Source organism: Candidatus Purcelliella pentastirinorum (genome assembly GCF_028748785.1).
GTDB lineage: Bacteria > Pseudomonadota > Gammaproteobacteria > Enterobacterales > Enterobacteriaceae > Purcelliella > Purcelliella pentastirinorum_A.
This window is the reverse complement of sequence record NZ_CP110496.1, coordinates 399897-417704: the sequence shown is the minus strand read 5'-3', so window position 1 is coordinate 417704 and position 17808 is coordinate 399897. Positions and strand designations below refer to the sequence as shown.

Sequence of the window (17808 nt, the reverse complement as noted above, 5' to 3'; positions counted from 1 at the left end):
GTTTTTATATAGGTAATTTTAATTTTATTTTATTTATTTCTAATTTATTATTATTATGTATGTAAGGTATTTCCCCTAGTAGTGGTTTTTTTATCATATTTTTTAGTGTGTTAATATAATTTTTATTAAATTTATTTTTTTTTTTTAAATTATTTGTTATCCATCCTATTAGGTTAAGTTTATTTTTTTTTATTGCTTTTATTGTTAGTAATGCGTGGTTAATACAGCCTAATTTTATTCCAATGACTAGTATCACAGGTAATTTTTCATGAATTACCCAATCAGCCATAGTTATGTTATTTGATATAGGAGTGTACCATCCACCGACACCTTCTATAATTATAAAATTTGCTTTTTTACATATATTAGACAAACCTCTTGATATATTTTTTATTGTTATATTATAAATATTATTTTTATTTGCTATGTTTGGTGATGTTGGAAATTTAAATGAATATGGATTTATTTCTTTATAACTTAATATAGTATTACTATATTTTTGTAGTGTTATGACGTCGTTATTTATTAATCCTGATTTTGTTTTTATACATCCTGTTGCGATTGGTTTATACCCTCCTGTTTTATATCCTAGTTTATTTGCTTTAATTAAAATTATTTTACTTATAAATGTTTTACCTATGTTGGTATCTGTTCCTGTTATAAATATTTTTTTTATTATATTCATATGTTTATTATTCCAAATATTATTTTATAAGATAATAGATACCCATATTTATTTTTAGGCCATATTTTTTTTAGAATTATTAATTTATTTTTTGTAAATACATCCTTATTATTTCTATTATATGAATAATTTGCTCCTATTTTTTTTATAGATTTTATTGCATCCATCATTTTTGGAAATATTAATGTTATTTCTTTATTATATAATTTTATATTTTGTTTATTACATATATTTTTTATTTCATTTATTGATAAAAAATTATTTATACAATTTTTTTTATTAATAGTTTTAAATGATTGTAGCATTTCTTTAAGTGATCCTTTTTCTATTATAGAAAATAAAATAGTTCCTCCACATTTTGTTACTCTACATAATTCATTTATAGCATTGTTAAATTTATTACACCATTGTAATACTAAGTTGCTCCAAGAAATATCAAATGTTTTATTTAAAAATGGTAAGGATTCTATATCACCTAACAAGTAATTATTAGCTGATGCATAATTTCTTGCTTGTTTTAACATATTATATGAAATATCTATCGCTGTTACTTTATTATTGTAGTATTTCCACTTTTTACTAAACCATCCGGTACCACACCCTGCATCTAAGATTGATATATTAGATTTCATTTTTATATTTTTCATAAGTAAATTTCCGATATATTTTTGCAGTTTTGAATTATTATTATAATTTTGTGCTGCTTTATCAAATGCTTTAGATATTGCTATTTTGTGTTTATCAAATATTTTGAAATTCATAAATTATCTCTGATATATTTTTAATATCTTGTTTTTTATGTTCTGTGTTTATTGTTATTCTAATTCTTGCTGTGTTATGTGGTACTGTTGGAGTATTAATTCCATGCACCCAATAACCATATTTACGTAGTTTATTAGTTAAATTTATTACTTTGTTGTTATCTTTTAATATAATTGGTTGTATATGATTTTTTGATTTTTTTGGGATATATGGCAGATATTTATTTAATTGATTAAATTTTTTTATGTTTTTTTTTAATTTTTTTCTTAAATCCCCCCCTTTTTTTATACATTTTAGTGACATTCTTAAGGCATATATTTGTGCTGTTGGTATAGTTGTACTGTAAATGAAATTTTTAGAAAATTGTTCTAAATATTCTCCTATATCTTGATCACATAATACAGCAGCCCCACTAATGCCAAAGGCTTTACCGAATGTTATAATTAATATTTCTGGTTTTATGTTTTTTTTCCAACATGTACCTCTTCCTTGTAATCCATTAATTCCAATTCCATGTGCATCATCAACCATAAGCAATGCATTTTTTTCTTTTGTTAGTTTATGATAAATTTTTAATTTTGGAGTATCACCATCCATACTAAATACACCTTCTGTTATGATTAACATTTTATTTTTATAGTTTGATGATAATAATTTTTTTAGATTTTTTATTTCGTTGTGTTTAAATCTGTAAAGTTTTCCTTTGCTATTTATTGCCGCATCAATAATAGAAGCATGTGATAATCTATCAGCTATTATTATATCTTTTTTTTGTATAAGTGACGTAATCACAGCTTGATTTGCTGCATATCCTGAGGTGAATAATATAGTTTTTTTATAATTTAACCATTTAGCTAATTCTTCTTCAAATAATTTATGTTCTATACTATAACCATTGATATAATTAGACCCTCCTGATCCTATTCCATATATTTCAGCACCTTTTTTCCATGCTTTAATTATTTTTTTTTCATGGCTTAACCCTAAATAATCATTACTAGAAAAATTTATATATTTTTTATTCATAATTTGTATAAATCTTGAATTGCTATTTTTTTTAGCAATACGTGTGCGTAGATTTTTTTTATTAATTTTTTTTTTTATTCTTATATACCAGTTCATAAATTTATGATGCAGCATTGTAATAAAGAGTTTTTGTTTTTTTTATTTTTTGTTTTTTGTATTTGTTTATTCCTAACTTATTGAATAGTTCATTATCTTTTTTTTGAGAATTATTTTTTGTTGTAAGCAATTTACAACCATAGAATATTGAATTAGCACCAGCAATAAAGCACATGGCTTGTGTTTGTTCGTTCATTTTTTCTCTTCCAGCAGATAGTCTTACATATGATTTTGGCATCATTATTCTTGTTACTGCTATCATACGTATAAAATCAAATGGATCTATTGTTTTATTTTTTGCTAAAGGTGTTCCTTTAATTTTTACTAGCATATTTATAGGAATGCTAGCTGGTTGTTTTTTAAGATTTGCTAATTGTATTAGTAGATTAGCTCTATCTTCTATTGATTCTCCTAATCCGATAATGCCTCCTGAACATACTTTTATACCGGCATTGCTTATATTATTGATGGTATTTATTCGATCTTGATATTTTCTAGTAGTTATAATTTTTTTATAAAATTCTGGTGATGTATCTAAATTATGATTATAGAAATCTAATCCAGCTTCTGCTAATTTTTTAGCTTGTTTATTATTTACCCCTCCTAGTGTCATACATGTCTCCATACCTATTTTTTTTATTTTTTTTATTATATTTTCTAAGTATGGAATATCTCTGTCATTAATATTTCTCCATCCTGCACCTATGCAAAAACGTTGTGACCCCGCTTTTTTTGCTTTATTAGCTGCAGTTAAAATTTTTTTTGTATCAATTAGTTTTTTTATTTTTGTGTTTGTTTTATATTTTGAACTTTGTGGACAGTATTTACAGTCTTCAGGGCATAAACCTGTTTTTATTGATAAAAGCATACTAATTTGTATTATGTTAGGATCAAAATTTTTTCTATGTATTTTTTGTGCTTTATACATTAAATCCGAAAATGGTTTATAAAATAATTTTTTTACCTGTTCTATAGTCCATATATTTTGCATTATTATTCCTATTTTGTTATATTATTAATAATATTTTATTTATAAAATAAAACTTTTTATTCTTTTTTGCAATATTAATTATGAAATCATTTTATTTAAATTTTGATAAAAAGCATATTTGGCACCCGTATACGTCAATGATTAATCCTTTTCCTTGTTATTTAGTTGATTATGCATATGATGTATATATAAAATTATATAAAGGTAATAAATTGATTGATGGTATGTCTTCTTGGTGGGGTGCTATTCATGGGTATAATAATAAATTTCTTAATGATGTTTTAAAAGATCAGATAGATAAAATTTCTCATGTTATGTTTGGTGGAATTACGCATATTCCTGCGATTAAATTTTGTGAAAAATTGTTAGAGTTTTTACCTTATGAATTGCAATGTATATTTTTATCTGATACTGGTTCTGTTTCGATTGAGGTTGCATTAAAGATGTCTTTACAATATTGGCAAGCTTTAGGTGAAAAACGATATAATTTCATTAGTATAAGAAGATCTTATCATGGTGATACATTTGCTGCTATGTCTGTTTCAGATCCAAATAATTCTATGCATAAAATTTATGGAAATTTTTTATCTTCTCAATTATTTATTGATGAATTTAAATGTGGATTTTATGGTAAATGGAAAGAAAAATATTTTGATAAAATAGATATTTTTTTAAGTAAATATCACAGTATTATTTCTGCAATAATTTTAGAACCTATTGTTCAGGCTATAGGTGGTATGAATTTTTATCATCCTAATTATTTATATAAATTAAAATTATTATGTAATAAATATCAAATACTTTTGATTTGTGATGAGATAGCTACTGGTTTTGGTCGTACTGGTAGATTTTTTGCTTTTGAATATTCTAAAATTGTTCCTGATATTTTATGTATTGGAAAGGCTATTACTGGTGGTACCATGACTTTGGCAGCTACAATTACCTCTCGTAGAGTAGCTGATGTAATTGGTAATGGTAAAGTAGGTTGTTTTATGCATGGTCCAACATTTATGGGAAATCCCCTAGCATGTTCGGTTGCATATGCTAGTTTGAAATTATTATGTATTAATGATTGGAAATTACAAGTTTTTAATATTTCTATTTGGATGAAAATAGGTTTATTTTCTTTAATTAATCATCCTGATATATTAGATGTTCGTGTATTAGGTGCTATTGGTGTTGTAGAATTTAAATATAAAATAAATATACCTTATGCACAAAAATTATTTGTACAAAATGGTGTTTGGGTAAGACCATTTGAGAAGATAATATATCTTGTTCCACCTTATATAATTAGTGAGGAATGTATAATAAAATTATGTCATTCTATACATTTTATATTAAGTAAATTTGATATATTTATTTATGATTAAAATATAATTATTTTTTTATTAAATTTGTTATTACCCATATAGGATTATTTTCTGTATTAAGACTATTTATATAGCTTAATCTGCCATTTTCTTTTTTTAAAATTTTATAAATTGTTAATGAATTACTTTTTTGTCCAACTGAAATTAGATATTTTCCATAATAATCAATATTAAACGCTCTAGGACACGTTTCTGTTTTAAAATGTCCAGTTATTGATATTTTATTGCCTTTTTTATTTATTTTAAATGATGTTATAATATTTAATGCTCTGTCAGAGGTATATAAGTATTTATTATTTGGTGTTATATGAATGTCTGCCCCCCATCTTAATTTATTGTATTTATATGGCATAGTATCTATAGTTTGTATTATTTTTATTTTTTTTTTATTTTCGTTTTTAAGGTTTAAAATATTTATTGTGCTGTTTAATTCATTTATGCAATAAGCATATTCATTTTTATTATGAAAAGTTATATGTCTGGGTCCTGATTTTTTTTTAGTTTTTATTTTTATTTGTTTATGATGTACTAATTTTTTATTTTTATTTAATTTATATATATGTATGCAATCTTCTTTTAATGTTGGAATTAAAAGTATATTTTTTTTTAAGTATAGATTTGTTGAATGACAACCGTTTAATTTATTTATAGTTTGTATAGATTTTTTAGGAACTCCATTTTTAGATATTTTATAAATATCAATACAATTATAATTATAAGATGTTACAAATAATAATTTGTTAATGTAATCTATTTCTAAATGGTTAGATGTTATTGATAATGGTGTTTGTTCTATTTCTTCTAATTTACCATTTTTTTTGATTTTATATGTTATGATTTTATTTTTAGATCTTACACCTGCATATAATATTTGTTTATTTTTATTAATTATTATTGGTTGTACGTATCCTTTTGTGTGCACATTTTGTATTTTATATAATTTTCCTTTATTATCTAGTGTTAATACTGTTATTTTTTTACTGTCATAATTAGATATATATATATATTGTTTCATATATTTTTTTTTAAATTTAATTTAATTTTTTTATTAAATTTTATGAGTTAATTTTATTTGTTTTTATTTTACTTTGTATATGCTATAGGTTATATTTTTTGAATGGTTTGTTTTATATATTATCCAGTTTTTAGGTAGTGTTATATTTTTATTTTTGTTATTTTGTTCTATGTATATTAAGGATTCATTTTTTAAACATTTATTAATTTCTATTTTATGTGTTATTTCTGTTATTAAGTTTGTTTGGAAGGGTGGATCTATAAATATTAAATTATATTTTTTTTCGTTTTTTTTTATCCATTTTATTGCATTTGTATTTATTATTTTTGTATTTAATATTTTTAATTTTTTAATGTTTTTTTTTAGTATTTTTATTATATTTATATCTTTTTCTAAAAATATAACTGAAGATGCATTTCTTGATAAAGCTTCTAGACCAAGTGATCCACTTCCAGCAAAACAATCTAAACAAGATGATTTGTAAATATATGGTTCTATCCAATTAAATAAAGTTTCTTTTATAATATCTTTTGTAGGTTTTAGTGTTTTTATATTTGGTATTATTATTTTTTTACCTTTCCATTTACCACTTATTATACGTATTGTTTTTGTATTTTTTTTCATTTTTTAGTTTTATTATTATTTTACGATTATTACATTTATATAGTAATATAATATCATGATTATTTAATTATTTATTTTTTATTAAAAATATAAATTTTATTATTTCTTAATGTTTGTGTCAGTAAAATTTTATTTTATATGTGAGGTTTTAATGAATAGTGAATTACAAATTTCTTTTATTTCACCTTTAGGAAATTTAGAGTCCTATATTAAAGCAGCTAATTCTTGGCCGATATTATCTGCAGGTAAAGAACAAGTTTTAGCTAAAAAGTTATATAATCATTGTGATTTAAATTCTGCAAAAATATTAATTTTATCACATTTAAGATTTGTAATTCATATAGCACGTAATTATTCTGGTTATGGTTTACAGCAAGCTGATTTAATTCAAGAAGGTAATATAGGATTAATGAAAGCTGTTAAAAGATTTAATCCTGATATTGGTGTACGTTTAGTTTCTTTTGCCGTGCATTGGATTAAGGCGGAGATTCATGAATATGTTTTAAGAAATTGGCGTATTGTTAAAGTAGCTACTACTAAAGCACAACGTAAATTATTTTTTAATTTACGTAAGACTAAAAAAAGAATGGGTTGGTTTAATCAAGAAGAATTAAATAGGGTTGCTAAGGAATTAGGTGTAAGTAAAAAGGATGTTTGTGAAATGGAGTCTAGGATGTCTGCACAAGATATTACATTTGATATACCTATTGATGATGAATTAATCAATAATAAATCTTTAGCTCCTGTTTATTATTTAAGAGACAAAACATCTAATTTTGCTGATTCTTTTGAAGAAAAAGATTGGGAAAATAGTATTACTAATAAATTAAATCATGCGATGAAGATTTTGGATAAGCGTAGTAAACATATTATTTTTTCTAGATGGTTAAATGATAATAAAAAAATTACATTACAAGAATTAGCTAATTTTTATGGTTTATCAGCTGAACGAGTTAGACAGCTTGAAAGAAGTGCTATGAAAAAGTTACGTGCTGAAATTGAATCTTAATATTTTAATAAATATTTATTTTAGATTTTTGTTTTATATATTAAAATATACTTGTATTATGTAAGTTATTTTTATTTATTATTATTTTGTTATTATTTTTTTTTTTAATGTTAAATAAAGTTTATTATTAGTAATAATAAGTTTTATTTTAATTTTTTTATATTTTATTATTTGTGGAATATTTTTATATTACATGTTTGATAGACGTAGTTTTTATAATAAAGATGATTTAATTTCTTCCGGGTATGGTAGATTATTTGGATTTGATGGTCCATTTTTACCAATTGGTAAAATGTTAATGATAGATCGTATTATTAAAATAAATAGTAACGGTGGTTTTTATAAAAAAGGTTATATAGAGGCTGAGTTAGATATTTTTTCTAATTTATGGTTTTTTAATTATCATTTTGTTAATGATCCGGTTATGCCTGGTTGTTTAGGTTTGGATGCTATGTGGCAGTTAGTTGGGTTTTATTTAGGTTGGCTGGGATATAAAGGTAAAGGAAGGGCTTTAGGAGTTGGTGAAGTAAAATTCACTGGTCAAATTTTACCTAATACTAAAAAGATTACATATTGTATTCATTTTAAACGTGTTATTAATAGAAGATTAGTTTTGGGAATCGCAAATGGTAAAGTTATTGTAGATAATAAAATAATTTATATAGCATCAGATTTAAAAGTTGGTTTATTTAAAGATATTTCATTTTTTTAGTTTTATTTGTAAGGTTTTTTATTTTTATTTTATTTTAAGTGTTGAAGTTATTTAAAATAGATTATAAAAAAATATTTTCTTTTTTTTTATCTTTTCTAAAATATTTTATAAAGTTAAATTTATATTTTAATTTAAAGAAATAGTAGTGTCTTATAATAATATAAAGTATTATTAATTTTGTATTATTATTTTATGAAATATTATATTGAAAAGTTGATTTCTTCTGATGATATAAATTCAAAGGTTAATTATTTAGGTAAACAGATTACACAGGATTACTTTAATATAAATAAAAAATTTATATTGATTGGTTTATTGAGAGGGTCTTTTATTTTTGTATCTGATTTATGTAGAGTAATTAATATTCCTCATGAAGTAGATTTTATGACTGTATCAAGTTATGGTAGTAATATGTTTTCTTCTAGAGATGTAAAGATTATTAAAGATTTAGATGGAAATATTTATGATAAAGATGTATTAATTGTTGAAGATATAATAGATTCCGGTTATACCATAAGTAAAGTTTATGAAATGTTATTGTTACGCAAACCCAATTCGTTATCTATTTGTACTTTATTGGATAAACCATCATGTAGAGAAGTAAATATATTTATTAAATATATTGGGTTTACTATATCTAATGAATTTGTTATTGGTTATGGTATTGATTATAATCAAAATTACAGACATTTATCTTATATAGGAAAAGTTGTTGTTAATTAAAAATATTTTATTTTTTATGTATAAATTTTAAATTAATATTATAAATTTAGGTGATTTTTAAATTAATTTTGTTTTATTTATTATTTTATTTAAGGTTTTTATTTATGAAGTATGCACTTGAATTAATAAATATTAGTAAAATATATTGTAATGAAATTTATGCTCTTAAAGATATATCTTTAAATGTCAAAATAGGTGATTTTTATGCGTTATTAGGTCCTAATGGTGCTGGTAAATCTACAGCTATTGGTATTATTACCTCTTTAGTTAATAAAACTACTGGTAAAATATTTATTTTTGGTCATAATTTAGAATTTGATACTGTTAATGCAAAGCGTCATTTAGGATTAGTACCTCAGGAGTTTAATTTTAATCCATTTGAAACAGTTTTACAAATAGTAGTTAACCAAGCTGGTTATTATGGTGTTTGTAAGTATGAAGCCCGTATTCGTGCTAAGAAATATTTAGGTGAATTAAATTTATGGGATAAGAGAAATGAAATAGCACGTATGTTATCTGGCGGTATGAAAAGACGTTTAATGTTAGCTAGAACTTTAATGCATAATCCTAAGTTATTAATTTTAGATGAGCCTACAGCAGGTGTTGATATTGAATTACGTAGATTTATTTGGAAATATTTAAAGAATTTAAATTATAATGGTGTAACTATAATTTTGACTACTCATTATTTGGAAGAAGTTGAAAATTTGTGTAAAAATATTGGTATATTTAATAAGGGTTTATTAATAGAAAATAGTTCAATGAAATTATTATTATCTAAATTAAAATTTCAAACTTTTATATTTGATATTTTAATGCAAAATAGAAATATAAATTTAAGGGGATTTAAGTATAAATTAATTGATCAATATACATTAGAAGTAGAAGTTATGCGTAGTCAGGGTTTAAATTCTGTATTTAATCAATTAAATTTACAAGGTATTAAAGTATTTAGTATGCGTAATAAATCTAATAGATTGGAAGAATTATTTGTTAAACTTATTAAAAATAATAAAGGAGAAAATTTATGACCCAATTATATTGGGTAGCTTTAAAGAGTATATGGAGTAAGGAAATTAATAGATTTTCTAGAATATGGATTCAAACTATAATCCCTCCAGTTATTACTATGACATTATATTTTATTATTTTTGGTAATTTAATTGGTGATCATATTGGAACTATGGATGGTTTTTGTTATATTAAATTTATTATGCCAGGTTTAATTATGATGTCGGTTATTAACAATTCTTATTCAAATGTTGCTTCATCGTTTTTTAGTGCTAAATTTCAAAGGAATATTGAAGAATTATTAGTAGCTCCTGTCCCATCGCATATAATAATTTTAGGGTATGTTGGTGGTGGTGTTGCTAGAGGTATATGTGTTGGTTTTTTAGTTAATATGATTTTATTATTTTTTATTTCATTTAAAATATATTCTTTTTTTATGATATTTTTGATTATTTTTTTAACTGCTTTTTTATTTTCATTAGCAGGTTTATTAAATGCAGTTTTTGCAAAAACATTTGATGATATTAGTTTAGTACCTACTTTTGTTTTAACCCCATTAACTTATTTAGGTGGTGTGTTTTATTCACTTAACTTATTACCTTCTTTTTGGAAAACTATTTCTAAATTTAATCCTATTGTATATATGATTAGTGGTTTTCGTTTTGGTTTTTTAGGAATTCAAGATGTTCCTATTATTTTTACTTTATTAGTATTGTTTTTTTTTATTTTTTTGTTTTATTTTTTTTTGTGGTTTCTCTTTGAGAAAGGTATAGGTTTAAGAAATTAATTTTTTAATTTTTTTAGAAATTATATTTTTTAGTTATTTAATATATTTTTTTGATTTTTATATTTTGAATTTTTTCTTGTATTATATGATCTTTTCACATAACCTGATAGTTTTTCAAAAGATAGTGCTCCTATAATCATTCCAGGATATAATAGCAATGGTAATTTATTAAAGTTATAGAATTCTAACACAATGTTACCACACCATCCTGGATCTATACGATTTGCTGTTATGTGTATCATTAATCCTATTCTAGCTAGAGATGAACGTCCATATAATGTTCCAATTAAATTATTTGGTAAATTTACATATTCTTTTGTTATTCCTAATGCCATTTCTTGAGGATATAAATAAAATTTTTTATTGTTAGAAATGTTTATTTCTTTGCTAATAATTTTATTTATTTTGTTATTTTTATTTATTTCGTATTTTTTTAAATCTATATATCCATGATTATTTTTATTAAATACACGAAATTTATTGCCTAAATGTATATCTATACTAGCTTCTTTAATGTTATTTTTTTTAGGTTTTGGTTTTATGAGTATTTTACCGTTTTCAATCCATTTTTTTATATCTTTGTCGTAAAATTTCATTTATTTTTTACCTGATTATATAAGAAATACTATTTTTTAGTAGTTATATTATCTGTTTTAATGTTTTTATTAATGAGTTATTATTTGCTTTTTCTGATATGTAAATTTTTTTCCAACCTAATTTATATGCTATTTTTGCTAATCTTTTACTTATTACTACAATTTTACATTTTAACAACCATTTTATTCGATCTTTGGGTGGTATTAATTTATACAATTTTTTTAAAATTTTTTTGCTTGTTACTACTATTTCTTTTATTTTATATTTTTTTAGTTTATTTATTTCTTTTTTTTTATTTATTTTTTTATTTATTTGTTTATAGCATTCTATAGATATGATTTTTGCACCATTTTTTTTTAAGATTTTTTTTAATAAATTTCTACTATTATTACTTTGAAGTACTAGAGTTGTTTTTCCCTTTAAATCTTGTAATTTTAATAAATTAATTAATGTTTCCATGTTTGCTTTATTTTCGGGATAATTAATTTTTTTGTTAATATTTTTTTTTAATTTTAATGCAGTATTTTCTCCTATTGCATAATAAATTGGTTTTATGGGCCATTTTAAGTTTAATCTATTTAAAAAGTTATTAACAAATTTTATTGTTTGTTGTGATAATACAAATATTAGATCTTTATTTTTTAATAAAGTAAATATTTTAGGTAATAATTTTAAATTTTTTCCTTTTTTAAATGTTATTAATGATAAATTATATGTGTTAAAACCTAGGTCAAATAATTTTTTTGCTAGTTTTTTTCCATATGGATGTGGTCTTAATATTAAAATTGTCATGTTTTTTTTTTATAAAAGATTTTATTATTTCTTTACCTCCATTTTTAATTATTTTTTTTGCTAGTTTTTTTCCTATAATATTTGCTTGTTCTTTATTTCCTATTTGTTTGTCCTTTATAAGGCATGTTCCATTTATTGATCCTATTATCCCTTTTAAGCATATTTTATTATTTTTAAGTGTTGCATAACTACCTATAGGTAATTGACATTCGGAATTTAATTCCTTATTAAATGATCGTTCCGCTTTAATTAATATTTCTGAATCTTTGTGATTTATTTTTTTTAATAAAGAAATTATTTTATAATTATTAATTAAGCATTCTATTCCAATAGCTCCTTGTCCTCCTGAAGGTAAAGATATATTTGTTGATATTATTTGATTTATTCTATTTTCTAAACCTAATCTTTTTAATCCTGCAACAGCTAATATTATTGCATCATATTTTCCCAAATCTAATAATTTTAGTCTTGTTTCTATATTTCCTCTTATAGGTTTTATAAGTATGTTTTTTTTATAATTTAGTATTTGTGATTTTCTTCTTGGGCTTGATGTTCCTATTGTAGATCCTTCAATTAGTGATTCTATTGTTTTATAATGGTTTGATATAAATGCATCTAATGCATTATCACGTTTACAAATAGCTGTTAAAATTAGTCCATCTGGAAGTTTTGTTGATAAATCTTTTACTGAATGAACAGCTAAATCTGCGTCTTTTTTTAATAGTGCTATTTCTAGATTTTTAACAAATATTCCTTTATTTAATTGATCGTTTAAGATTTTTTTTGATATTTTGTTATTTTTTGTAATTACAGGAAATAATTCTACATTTATTTTAGGATATATGTGTTGTATTTTTTTTTTTACATATTCTGCTTGTTTTATAGCTAAAGGACTATTTCTTGTTGCTATTTTAATTTTTTTTTTTAACATTTTTGTTTGTTTTTTTTTATTTATTTTTTTGAAATTTAAATACTTATTTTTATTATATTTTATTTATCTATATTTGTAATGGCTATTTAGATAAAAAATTATTAATTTTAGTGATTATTTATTATTTAATTTAGATATTTATTATATTTAACATATTTATTTGTAGTTATTTTTTTATTTTTAAATTAATGAGTAAAGAATATATGTTATTTATATTTTTTTGTTTTAAGAATATATAAATATTATTTTTTTATTTATATAAAATATAATTATTGTAGCATTTATGTGTTATTTGGATTAACATTATTATGTTATTGATATCTGTTTAATAATAAATTATTGTTTTGATCGTTTTATATTTATTTCCTATTTTATTAGATTTAAAATAGTATATTTGTTGTTTAGAATTAGGATTTTAACATGTTAGCTATATTCAAATTAGATAATAATCGTTTAAAAAAGATAGATATAGAATCTAATAATAATGTAGAGAATTTCGAATCCTCTATATGGGTGGATTTAATTGATCCTAAAGATGAGGAGAGAGAATTTATACGTAATAAGTTGGGTCAAATATTAGCTAGTCGTCCAGAATTAGAAGATATTGAAGCTTCTGCTCGTTTTTTTGAAAATGAAGATGGTTTGCATATACATTCTTTTTTCTTTTTTCATAATTCCATAGAAAGATCTGGAAATTCTACCGTTGCTTTTACAATAGTTGATAATCGATTGTATACTTTACGAGAAAAAGAATTATTAACTTTTAAATTATATTTTATGAGAATAAGTAAACAAAAATTTATTAATGGCAATGTTTATGAATTATTTTTAGATTTATTTGAAATAAAAGTTGAACAACTTGCTGATGAAATTGAATATATGTATAGTTCTTTAGAAAAATTAAGTAAAATTATTATGGAAGGTCAGCAGGGTGATGAGTTCGATGAAGCATTGTCTATATTGGCTGAATTAGAAGATATAGGATGGAAAGTTAGATTATGTTTGATGGATAGTCAACGTGCTATAAATTTTCTTGTTCGTAAAGCTAATTTGCAAATTAAACAAAGGGAACAATCTAGAGAAATATTAAGAGATATTGAATCTTTATTACCTCATAATGAATCATTATTTCAGAAAGTTAATTTTTTGATGCAAGTTGCTATAGGTTTTATTAGTATAGAGCAAAATAGGATTATTAAGATTTTTTCTGTAGTATCTGTTATTTTTTTACCACCTACTTTGGTGGCTTCTAGTTATGGCATGAATTTTATTTTTATGCCTGAACTTAGGTGGATTTTTGGTTATCCATTTGCTATAATTTTAATGATAGTTGCTGGTTTAGCCCCTTATTTTTATTTTAAACAAAAAAATTGGCTATAATTTTAAATTTTATTTAGCATATTTTAATTTTTTTATTTAATTTATGGCCCCTTAGCTCAGTGGTCAGAGCAAGCGACTCATAATCGTTTGGTCCCCCGTTCAAATCGGGGAGGGGCCAAAATTTATATATTCATTTTTTCTTTTTTGTTTTTTTATAATTTAAATTAACATTGTTATGTTTTATTATTTTACTTTTAAATATTATTTTGTAACATAACCAATTAGTTAAAAATAATGGTATTCCTATACAAGTTATTATAATTTCTTTTAATTGTAAATTATTTGAAGATATTGTTATATATGTTTGTCCTAAAGTTATTATAATACATAGTATAAAAGAAAAAATTATTTTTATTGGAAAATATTTATATTTGTATGATTGTTTATTTTTTTCATATTTTAATTTTTTATAATTTATTTTGAATCTATAATGAATAATTATTATTCCTAACCATGTAATGAAGCCAGTTATACTGGAAATTCTTATCAGTTCAATATAAAATTTTTTAATATTTATTTTATAGTATATTAAATAGCACCCTGATATTATTGTTGTCAAATATAATGCATATTTAGGTACTCCGTTTTTTGAAATGTTTGTAAATATTTTAGGAGCTTTACCATCTATTGCTAATGTATATAACATTCTACTTGATGCATATAACCCAGCGTTACTTGAAGATAAAATTGCAATTAATATAATAAAATTTATTATTGAAGCTGTATTTGTTAATTTTGAATTTTCAAAAATTAAAGTAAATGGATTAATTATTATATTTTCTATATTAGTTTTTTTTATTAAAAAAATTTTTTCATGATTTGTTATTATCATAATAGTGATTATTACTGATATGTATAATATTTGTATTATCCAAAATGTTTTATTTATTATTTTTTTGATATTTTTTTTAGGTTTTTTAATTTCTTTTACTGTTATTGCAATTAATTCTACACCTTGAAAAGAAAAACCTATAATTGTAGTAATTTTTATAAATGTATAGATATTATTTTTATAAAAATCATTTCTAATTGTTTCCCAGTTTATTAAAATTTCTTTTTTTTGTATAATATTCAGTATTGTTATACTTCCTATTATTAAAAATAAAAAAATGATTAGGATTTTAATTAATGATAACCAGTATTCTATTTCTCCAAAGTTTTTTATAGAAAGAAAATTAATTAAGAAAATAATAGTTAAAAATAATGTTCCCCAAATATAACTTGGTATTTTTGGATACCAATAACTCATTATTATTTGGGTGGATATTAAATTTATTGTTATGGTTAGAACCCAGTTATACCAATAGTTCCATCCTAATGAAAAACCAAAACCTTCTTCTACATATTTTGATCCATAATTTGCGAATGATTCAGATTTAGGTAGTAAAATTATTAATTCTCCGATAATGTTCATTAAGAAATAAACCATTACACTTATTAGTGTATATGAAATTATTGTTAATAGTATTCCATATTTTACAATGGCATTTCCTAATGATATAAATAAACCTGTTCCTATTGAACTTCCTATAGTTATCATTATTAAATGTTTTATTTTCATTCTTTTTTTGACTAGTATATTTTTTTATTTTATTATTTTATCTAATGTTATTAAATAAAATAATAAAATTATTATGAATGTAGAACATACTCTATTGATTATTAAACCTAATTCAGTTTTTAATAATATCATTGGTGAAATTTATAGTCGTTTTGAAAGATCTGGATTTAAAATAATTGCAACTAAAATGTTGTTTTTAAATAAATACCAAGCAAAATCTTTTTATATTATTCATAAAGATAAATGTTTCTTTAATGATTTAGTAGATTTTATGTCATCCGGTCCAATTGTTGTATCTGTTTTGGAATGTAAAGATGCAGTAAGACGTAACCGTGAACTTATTGGTCATACTGATCCATCTTTAGCTTTAGCTGGTACTATTAGATCTGATTATTCTGATAATTTGATTAAAAACGCTGTTCATGGTTCTGATTCAAATTATTCGGCATATCGTGAGATAAAGTTTTTTTTTAGTAAGAATGAAATTTTTTCTAGGTTTGTTAAATAATTTTATTATATTTTATAGGATTTAAATGTCTAAAAAAATAAATTTATTAAATTTAAATAGAGAGGGATTATGTAAATTATTTCTATCTATTGGAGAATATTCTTTTCGTTCTAATCAATTGATGTCATGGATTTATCAAAAGGATTGTTTAGATTTTAGAAAAATGACTAATTTCAGTTCTAATTTAATTAATAAATTAGAAAAGATATCTTGTATTATATTGCCTAAATTATTTAGAATTTTTCATTCTTGTGATGGTACTATTAAGATTTTAATTGAAGTTGGATATAATCAATATATAGAGACTGTATATATTCCATATAAAAATCGTACTACTTTATGTTTATCTTCTCAAATTGGTTGTATATTAGATTGTAAGTTTTGTTGTACAGGTAAACAACCGTTTGTCAGAAATCTTTTCGTATTTGAAATAATTGGTCAAATTTTATTGGTAAAAAAGATGATTAATCATTTGAAATTAAATAATAATAAATCAATCACTAATATTGTATTTATGGGTATGGGGGAACCCTTATTGAATTTTAAAAATTTGGTTGTTTCTATTAAAATTATTTTGGATAAATTTGGTTTGGGTTTGTCCAAACGTAAGGTTGTTATTTCAACATCTGGTATTATTCCTGCTATACATGAATTATTTAAAAATATTGATGTCGTATTGGCAATTTCATTGCATGCATCTAGTGATGTAGTTCGTGATAGTATAATGCCTATTAATAAAAGATATAAGATTAAAGATCTAATAAATACTGTTGCTAAATATATGGTTTATTCAAGAGCTAATTGTGGGGTTATTTCTATTGAATATATAATGATAGATGGTATTAACGATACTAAAATAGATGTTTTTAATTTGATTAATTTATTAAAAAATATTCCTAGTAAGATTAATTTAATTCCATTGAATAATTTTTCAGGTTTAAATTATAGTTGTAGTAATAATAAAAAAATTAAATATTTTTTTGATATTTTAACACAATATGGTTTTATTGTTACTATAAGAAAGAGTAGAGGTGCAGATATATATGCTTCATGTGGTCAATTATCTGGTGTTTTTTTTAAATAGTGTTTTTTGATAGGAGTAAATAAATTTTAAAATTATTTAATTTAATCATATTTTTTATTTTATATATTTATTTTACTTTTTATAAATTTTTAAAGATATATATTTTTTATATATTTGTTGATTTTTTATTTTGTAAAAAAA

The 17808-nt window shown here is 22.1% G+C and carries 19 protein-coding genes and 1 tRNA gene; 10 read left to right on the top strand and 10 right to left on the bottom strand.

Annotation, left to right across the window (positions count from 1 at the left end; genetic code table 11):
* Positions 1-4: 4 nt before the first annotated feature.
* Genes bioD through bioB form a run of 4 tightly spaced genes read right to left on the bottom strand, consistent with a single transcriptional unit; the run spans position 5 to position 3560 of the window.
* Positions 5-685 carry a dethiobiotin synthase gene (gene bioD, locus ONB71_RS02105; RefSeq protein ID WP_274360501.1) on the bottom strand — a complete coding sequence of 227 codons (681 nt, stop codon included), beginning with the start codon at positions 683-685 and terminating at the stop codon, positions 5-7.
* Positions 682-1446, bottom strand: a complete 765-nt coding sequence (gene bioC, locus ONB71_RS02100; RefSeq protein ID WP_274360500.1) for a malonyl-ACP O-methyltransferase BioC — start codon at positions 1444-1446, stop codon at positions 682-684. The genes bioD and bioC overlap by 4 nt, the downstream gene beginning before the upstream one ends.
* Entirely contained in the window at positions 1427-2569 is a 1143-nt protein-coding gene (locus ONB71_RS02095; protein ID WP_274360499.1) for an aminotransferase class I/II-fold pyridoxal phosphate-dependent enzyme, read from the bottom strand. Before ONB71_RS02095 ends, bioC begins: the two co-directional genes overlap by 20 nt.
* Before the next feature lie 4 nt (positions 2570-2573).
* The gene (gene bioB / locus ONB71_RS02090) at positions 2574-3560 is read right to left on the bottom strand and encodes a biotin synthase BioB (RefSeq protein WP_416053556.1); all 987 of its coding nucleotides are present in this window, start codon (positions 3558-3560) and stop codon (positions 2574-2576) included.
* Between the two features lie 80 nt (positions 3561-3640).
* On the opposite strand from bioB, the gene bioA reads away from it, so the two are divergent.
* A complete protein-coding gene (bioA, locus tag ONB71_RS02085) occupies positions 3641-4933 on the top strand; it encodes an adenosylmethionine--8-amino-7-oxononanoate transaminase (protein ID WP_274360498.1) in 1293 nt (430 codons plus the stop codon).
* 7 nt (positions 4934-4940) lie between these two features.
* On the opposite strand, the gene pgl is transcribed toward bioA, so the two are convergent.
* Positions 4941-5948 (bottom strand): 6-phosphogluconolactonase, encoded by a 1008-nt coding sequence (gene pgl, locus ONB71_RS02080; RefSeq protein WP_274360497.1) that lies wholly within the window; start codon positions 5946-5948, stop codon positions 4941-4943.
* 63 nt (positions 5949-6011) lie between these two features.
* Positions 6012-6572 carry a 16S rRNA (guanine(966)-N(2))-methyltransferase RsmD gene (rsmD, locus tag ONB71_RS02075; RefSeq protein ID WP_274360496.1) on the bottom strand — a complete coding sequence of 187 codons (561 nt, stop codon included), beginning with the start codon at positions 6570-6572 and terminating at the stop codon, positions 6012-6014.
* 151 nt (positions 6573-6723) lie between these two features.
* On the opposite strand from rsmD, the gene rpoH reads away from it, so the two are divergent.
* The 5 genes from rpoH to ONB71_RS02050 all read left to right on the top strand — a co-directional run bounded on the left by rpoH (position 6724) and on the right by ONB71_RS02050 (position 10814).
* On the top strand, positions 6724-7581 hold the full coding sequence (rpoH, locus tag ONB71_RS02070; RefSeq protein WP_274360495.1) for an RNA polymerase sigma factor RpoH: 858 nt from the start codon (positions 6724-6726) through the stop codon (positions 7579-7581).
* A 193-nt stretch (positions 7582-7774) separates the two neighbouring features.
* Positions 7775-8293 carry a bifunctional 3-hydroxydecanoyl-ACP dehydratase/trans-2-decenoyl-ACP isomerase gene (gene fabA / locus ONB71_RS02065; protein WP_274360494.1) on the top strand — a complete coding sequence of 173 codons (519 nt, stop codon included), beginning with the start codon at positions 7775-7777 and terminating at the stop codon, positions 8291-8293.
* 192 nt (positions 8294-8485) lie between these two features.
* Complete coding sequence (gene hpt / locus ONB71_RS02060) at positions 8486-9016, top strand: hypoxanthine phosphoribosyltransferase (RefSeq protein WP_274360493.1); 531 nt, start codon at positions 8486-8488, stop codon at positions 9014-9016.
* Between the two features lie 104 nt (positions 9017-9120).
* A complete protein-coding gene (locus tag ONB71_RS02055; protein WP_274360492.1) occupies positions 9121-10047 on the top strand; it encodes an ABC transporter ATP-binding protein in 927 nt (308 codons plus the stop codon).
* Entirely contained in the window at positions 10044-10814 is a 771-nt protein-coding gene (locus ONB71_RS02050; RefSeq protein WP_274360491.1) for an ABC transporter permease, read from the top strand. The genes ONB71_RS02055 and ONB71_RS02050 overlap by 4 nt, the downstream gene beginning before the upstream one ends.
* A 29-nt stretch (positions 10815-10843) precedes the next feature.
* On the opposite strand, the gene dcd is transcribed toward ONB71_RS02050, so the two are convergent.
* From dcd to hemC, 3 genes are read right to left on the bottom strand one after another with little or no spacing between them, the layout of a single operon-like run.
* The gene (dcd, locus tag ONB71_RS02045; protein WP_274360490.1) at positions 10844-11410 is read right to left on the bottom strand and encodes a dCTP deaminase; all 567 of its coding nucleotides are present in this window, start codon (positions 11408-11410) and stop codon (positions 10844-10846) included.
* Positions 11411-11453: 43 nt separating this feature from the next.
* Positions 11454-12203 carry a uroporphyrinogen-III synthase gene (locus ONB71_RS02040; RefSeq protein ID WP_274360489.1) on the bottom strand — a complete coding sequence of 250 codons (750 nt, stop codon included), beginning with the start codon at positions 12201-12203 and terminating at the stop codon, positions 11454-11456.
* Positions 12142-13134: a hydroxymethylbilane synthase gene (hemC, locus tag ONB71_RS02035; RefSeq protein ID WP_274360488.1), complete on the bottom strand. Its 993-nt coding sequence runs from the start codon at positions 13132-13134 to the stop codon at positions 12142-12144. The genes ONB71_RS02040 and hemC overlap by 62 nt, the downstream gene beginning before the upstream one ends.
* Positions 13135-13554: 420 nt before the next feature.
* On the opposite strand from hemC, the gene corA reads away from it, so the two are divergent.
* Together corA and ONB71_RS02025 are read left to right on the top strand one after the other, a co-directional pair.
* Positions 13555-14514 carry a magnesium/cobalt transporter CorA gene (gene corA, locus ONB71_RS02030; RefSeq protein ID WP_274360486.1) on the top strand — a complete coding sequence of 320 codons (960 nt, stop codon included), beginning with the start codon at positions 13555-13557 and terminating at the stop codon, positions 14512-14514.
* A gap of 45 nt (positions 14515-14559) precedes the next feature.
* Positions 14560-14632: transfer RNA gene (locus ONB71_RS02025), tRNA-Ile, on the top strand.
* A gap of 12 nt (positions 14633-14644) precedes the next feature.
* Here ONB71_RS02025 and ONB71_RS02020 read toward each other — a convergent pair.
* Positions 14645-16075 (bottom strand): amino acid permease, encoded by a 1431-nt coding sequence (locus ONB71_RS02020; protein WP_274360485.1) that lies wholly within the window; start codon positions 16073-16075, stop codon positions 14645-14647.
* Positions 16076-16148: 73 nt separating this feature from the next.
* Between ONB71_RS02020 and ndk the strand changes: the two genes are divergently transcribed.
* Positions 16149-16583 (top strand): nucleoside-diphosphate kinase, encoded by a 435-nt coding sequence (gene ndk, locus ONB71_RS02015; RefSeq protein WP_274360484.1) that lies wholly within the window; start codon positions 16149-16151, stop codon positions 16581-16583.
* 25 nt (positions 16584-16608) lie between these two features.
* Entirely contained in the window at positions 16609-17667 is a 1059-nt protein-coding gene (gene rlmN / locus ONB71_RS02010; RefSeq protein ID WP_274360483.1) for a dual-specificity RNA methyltransferase RlmN, read from the top strand.
* Positions 17668-17808 lie beyond the last annotated feature (141 nt).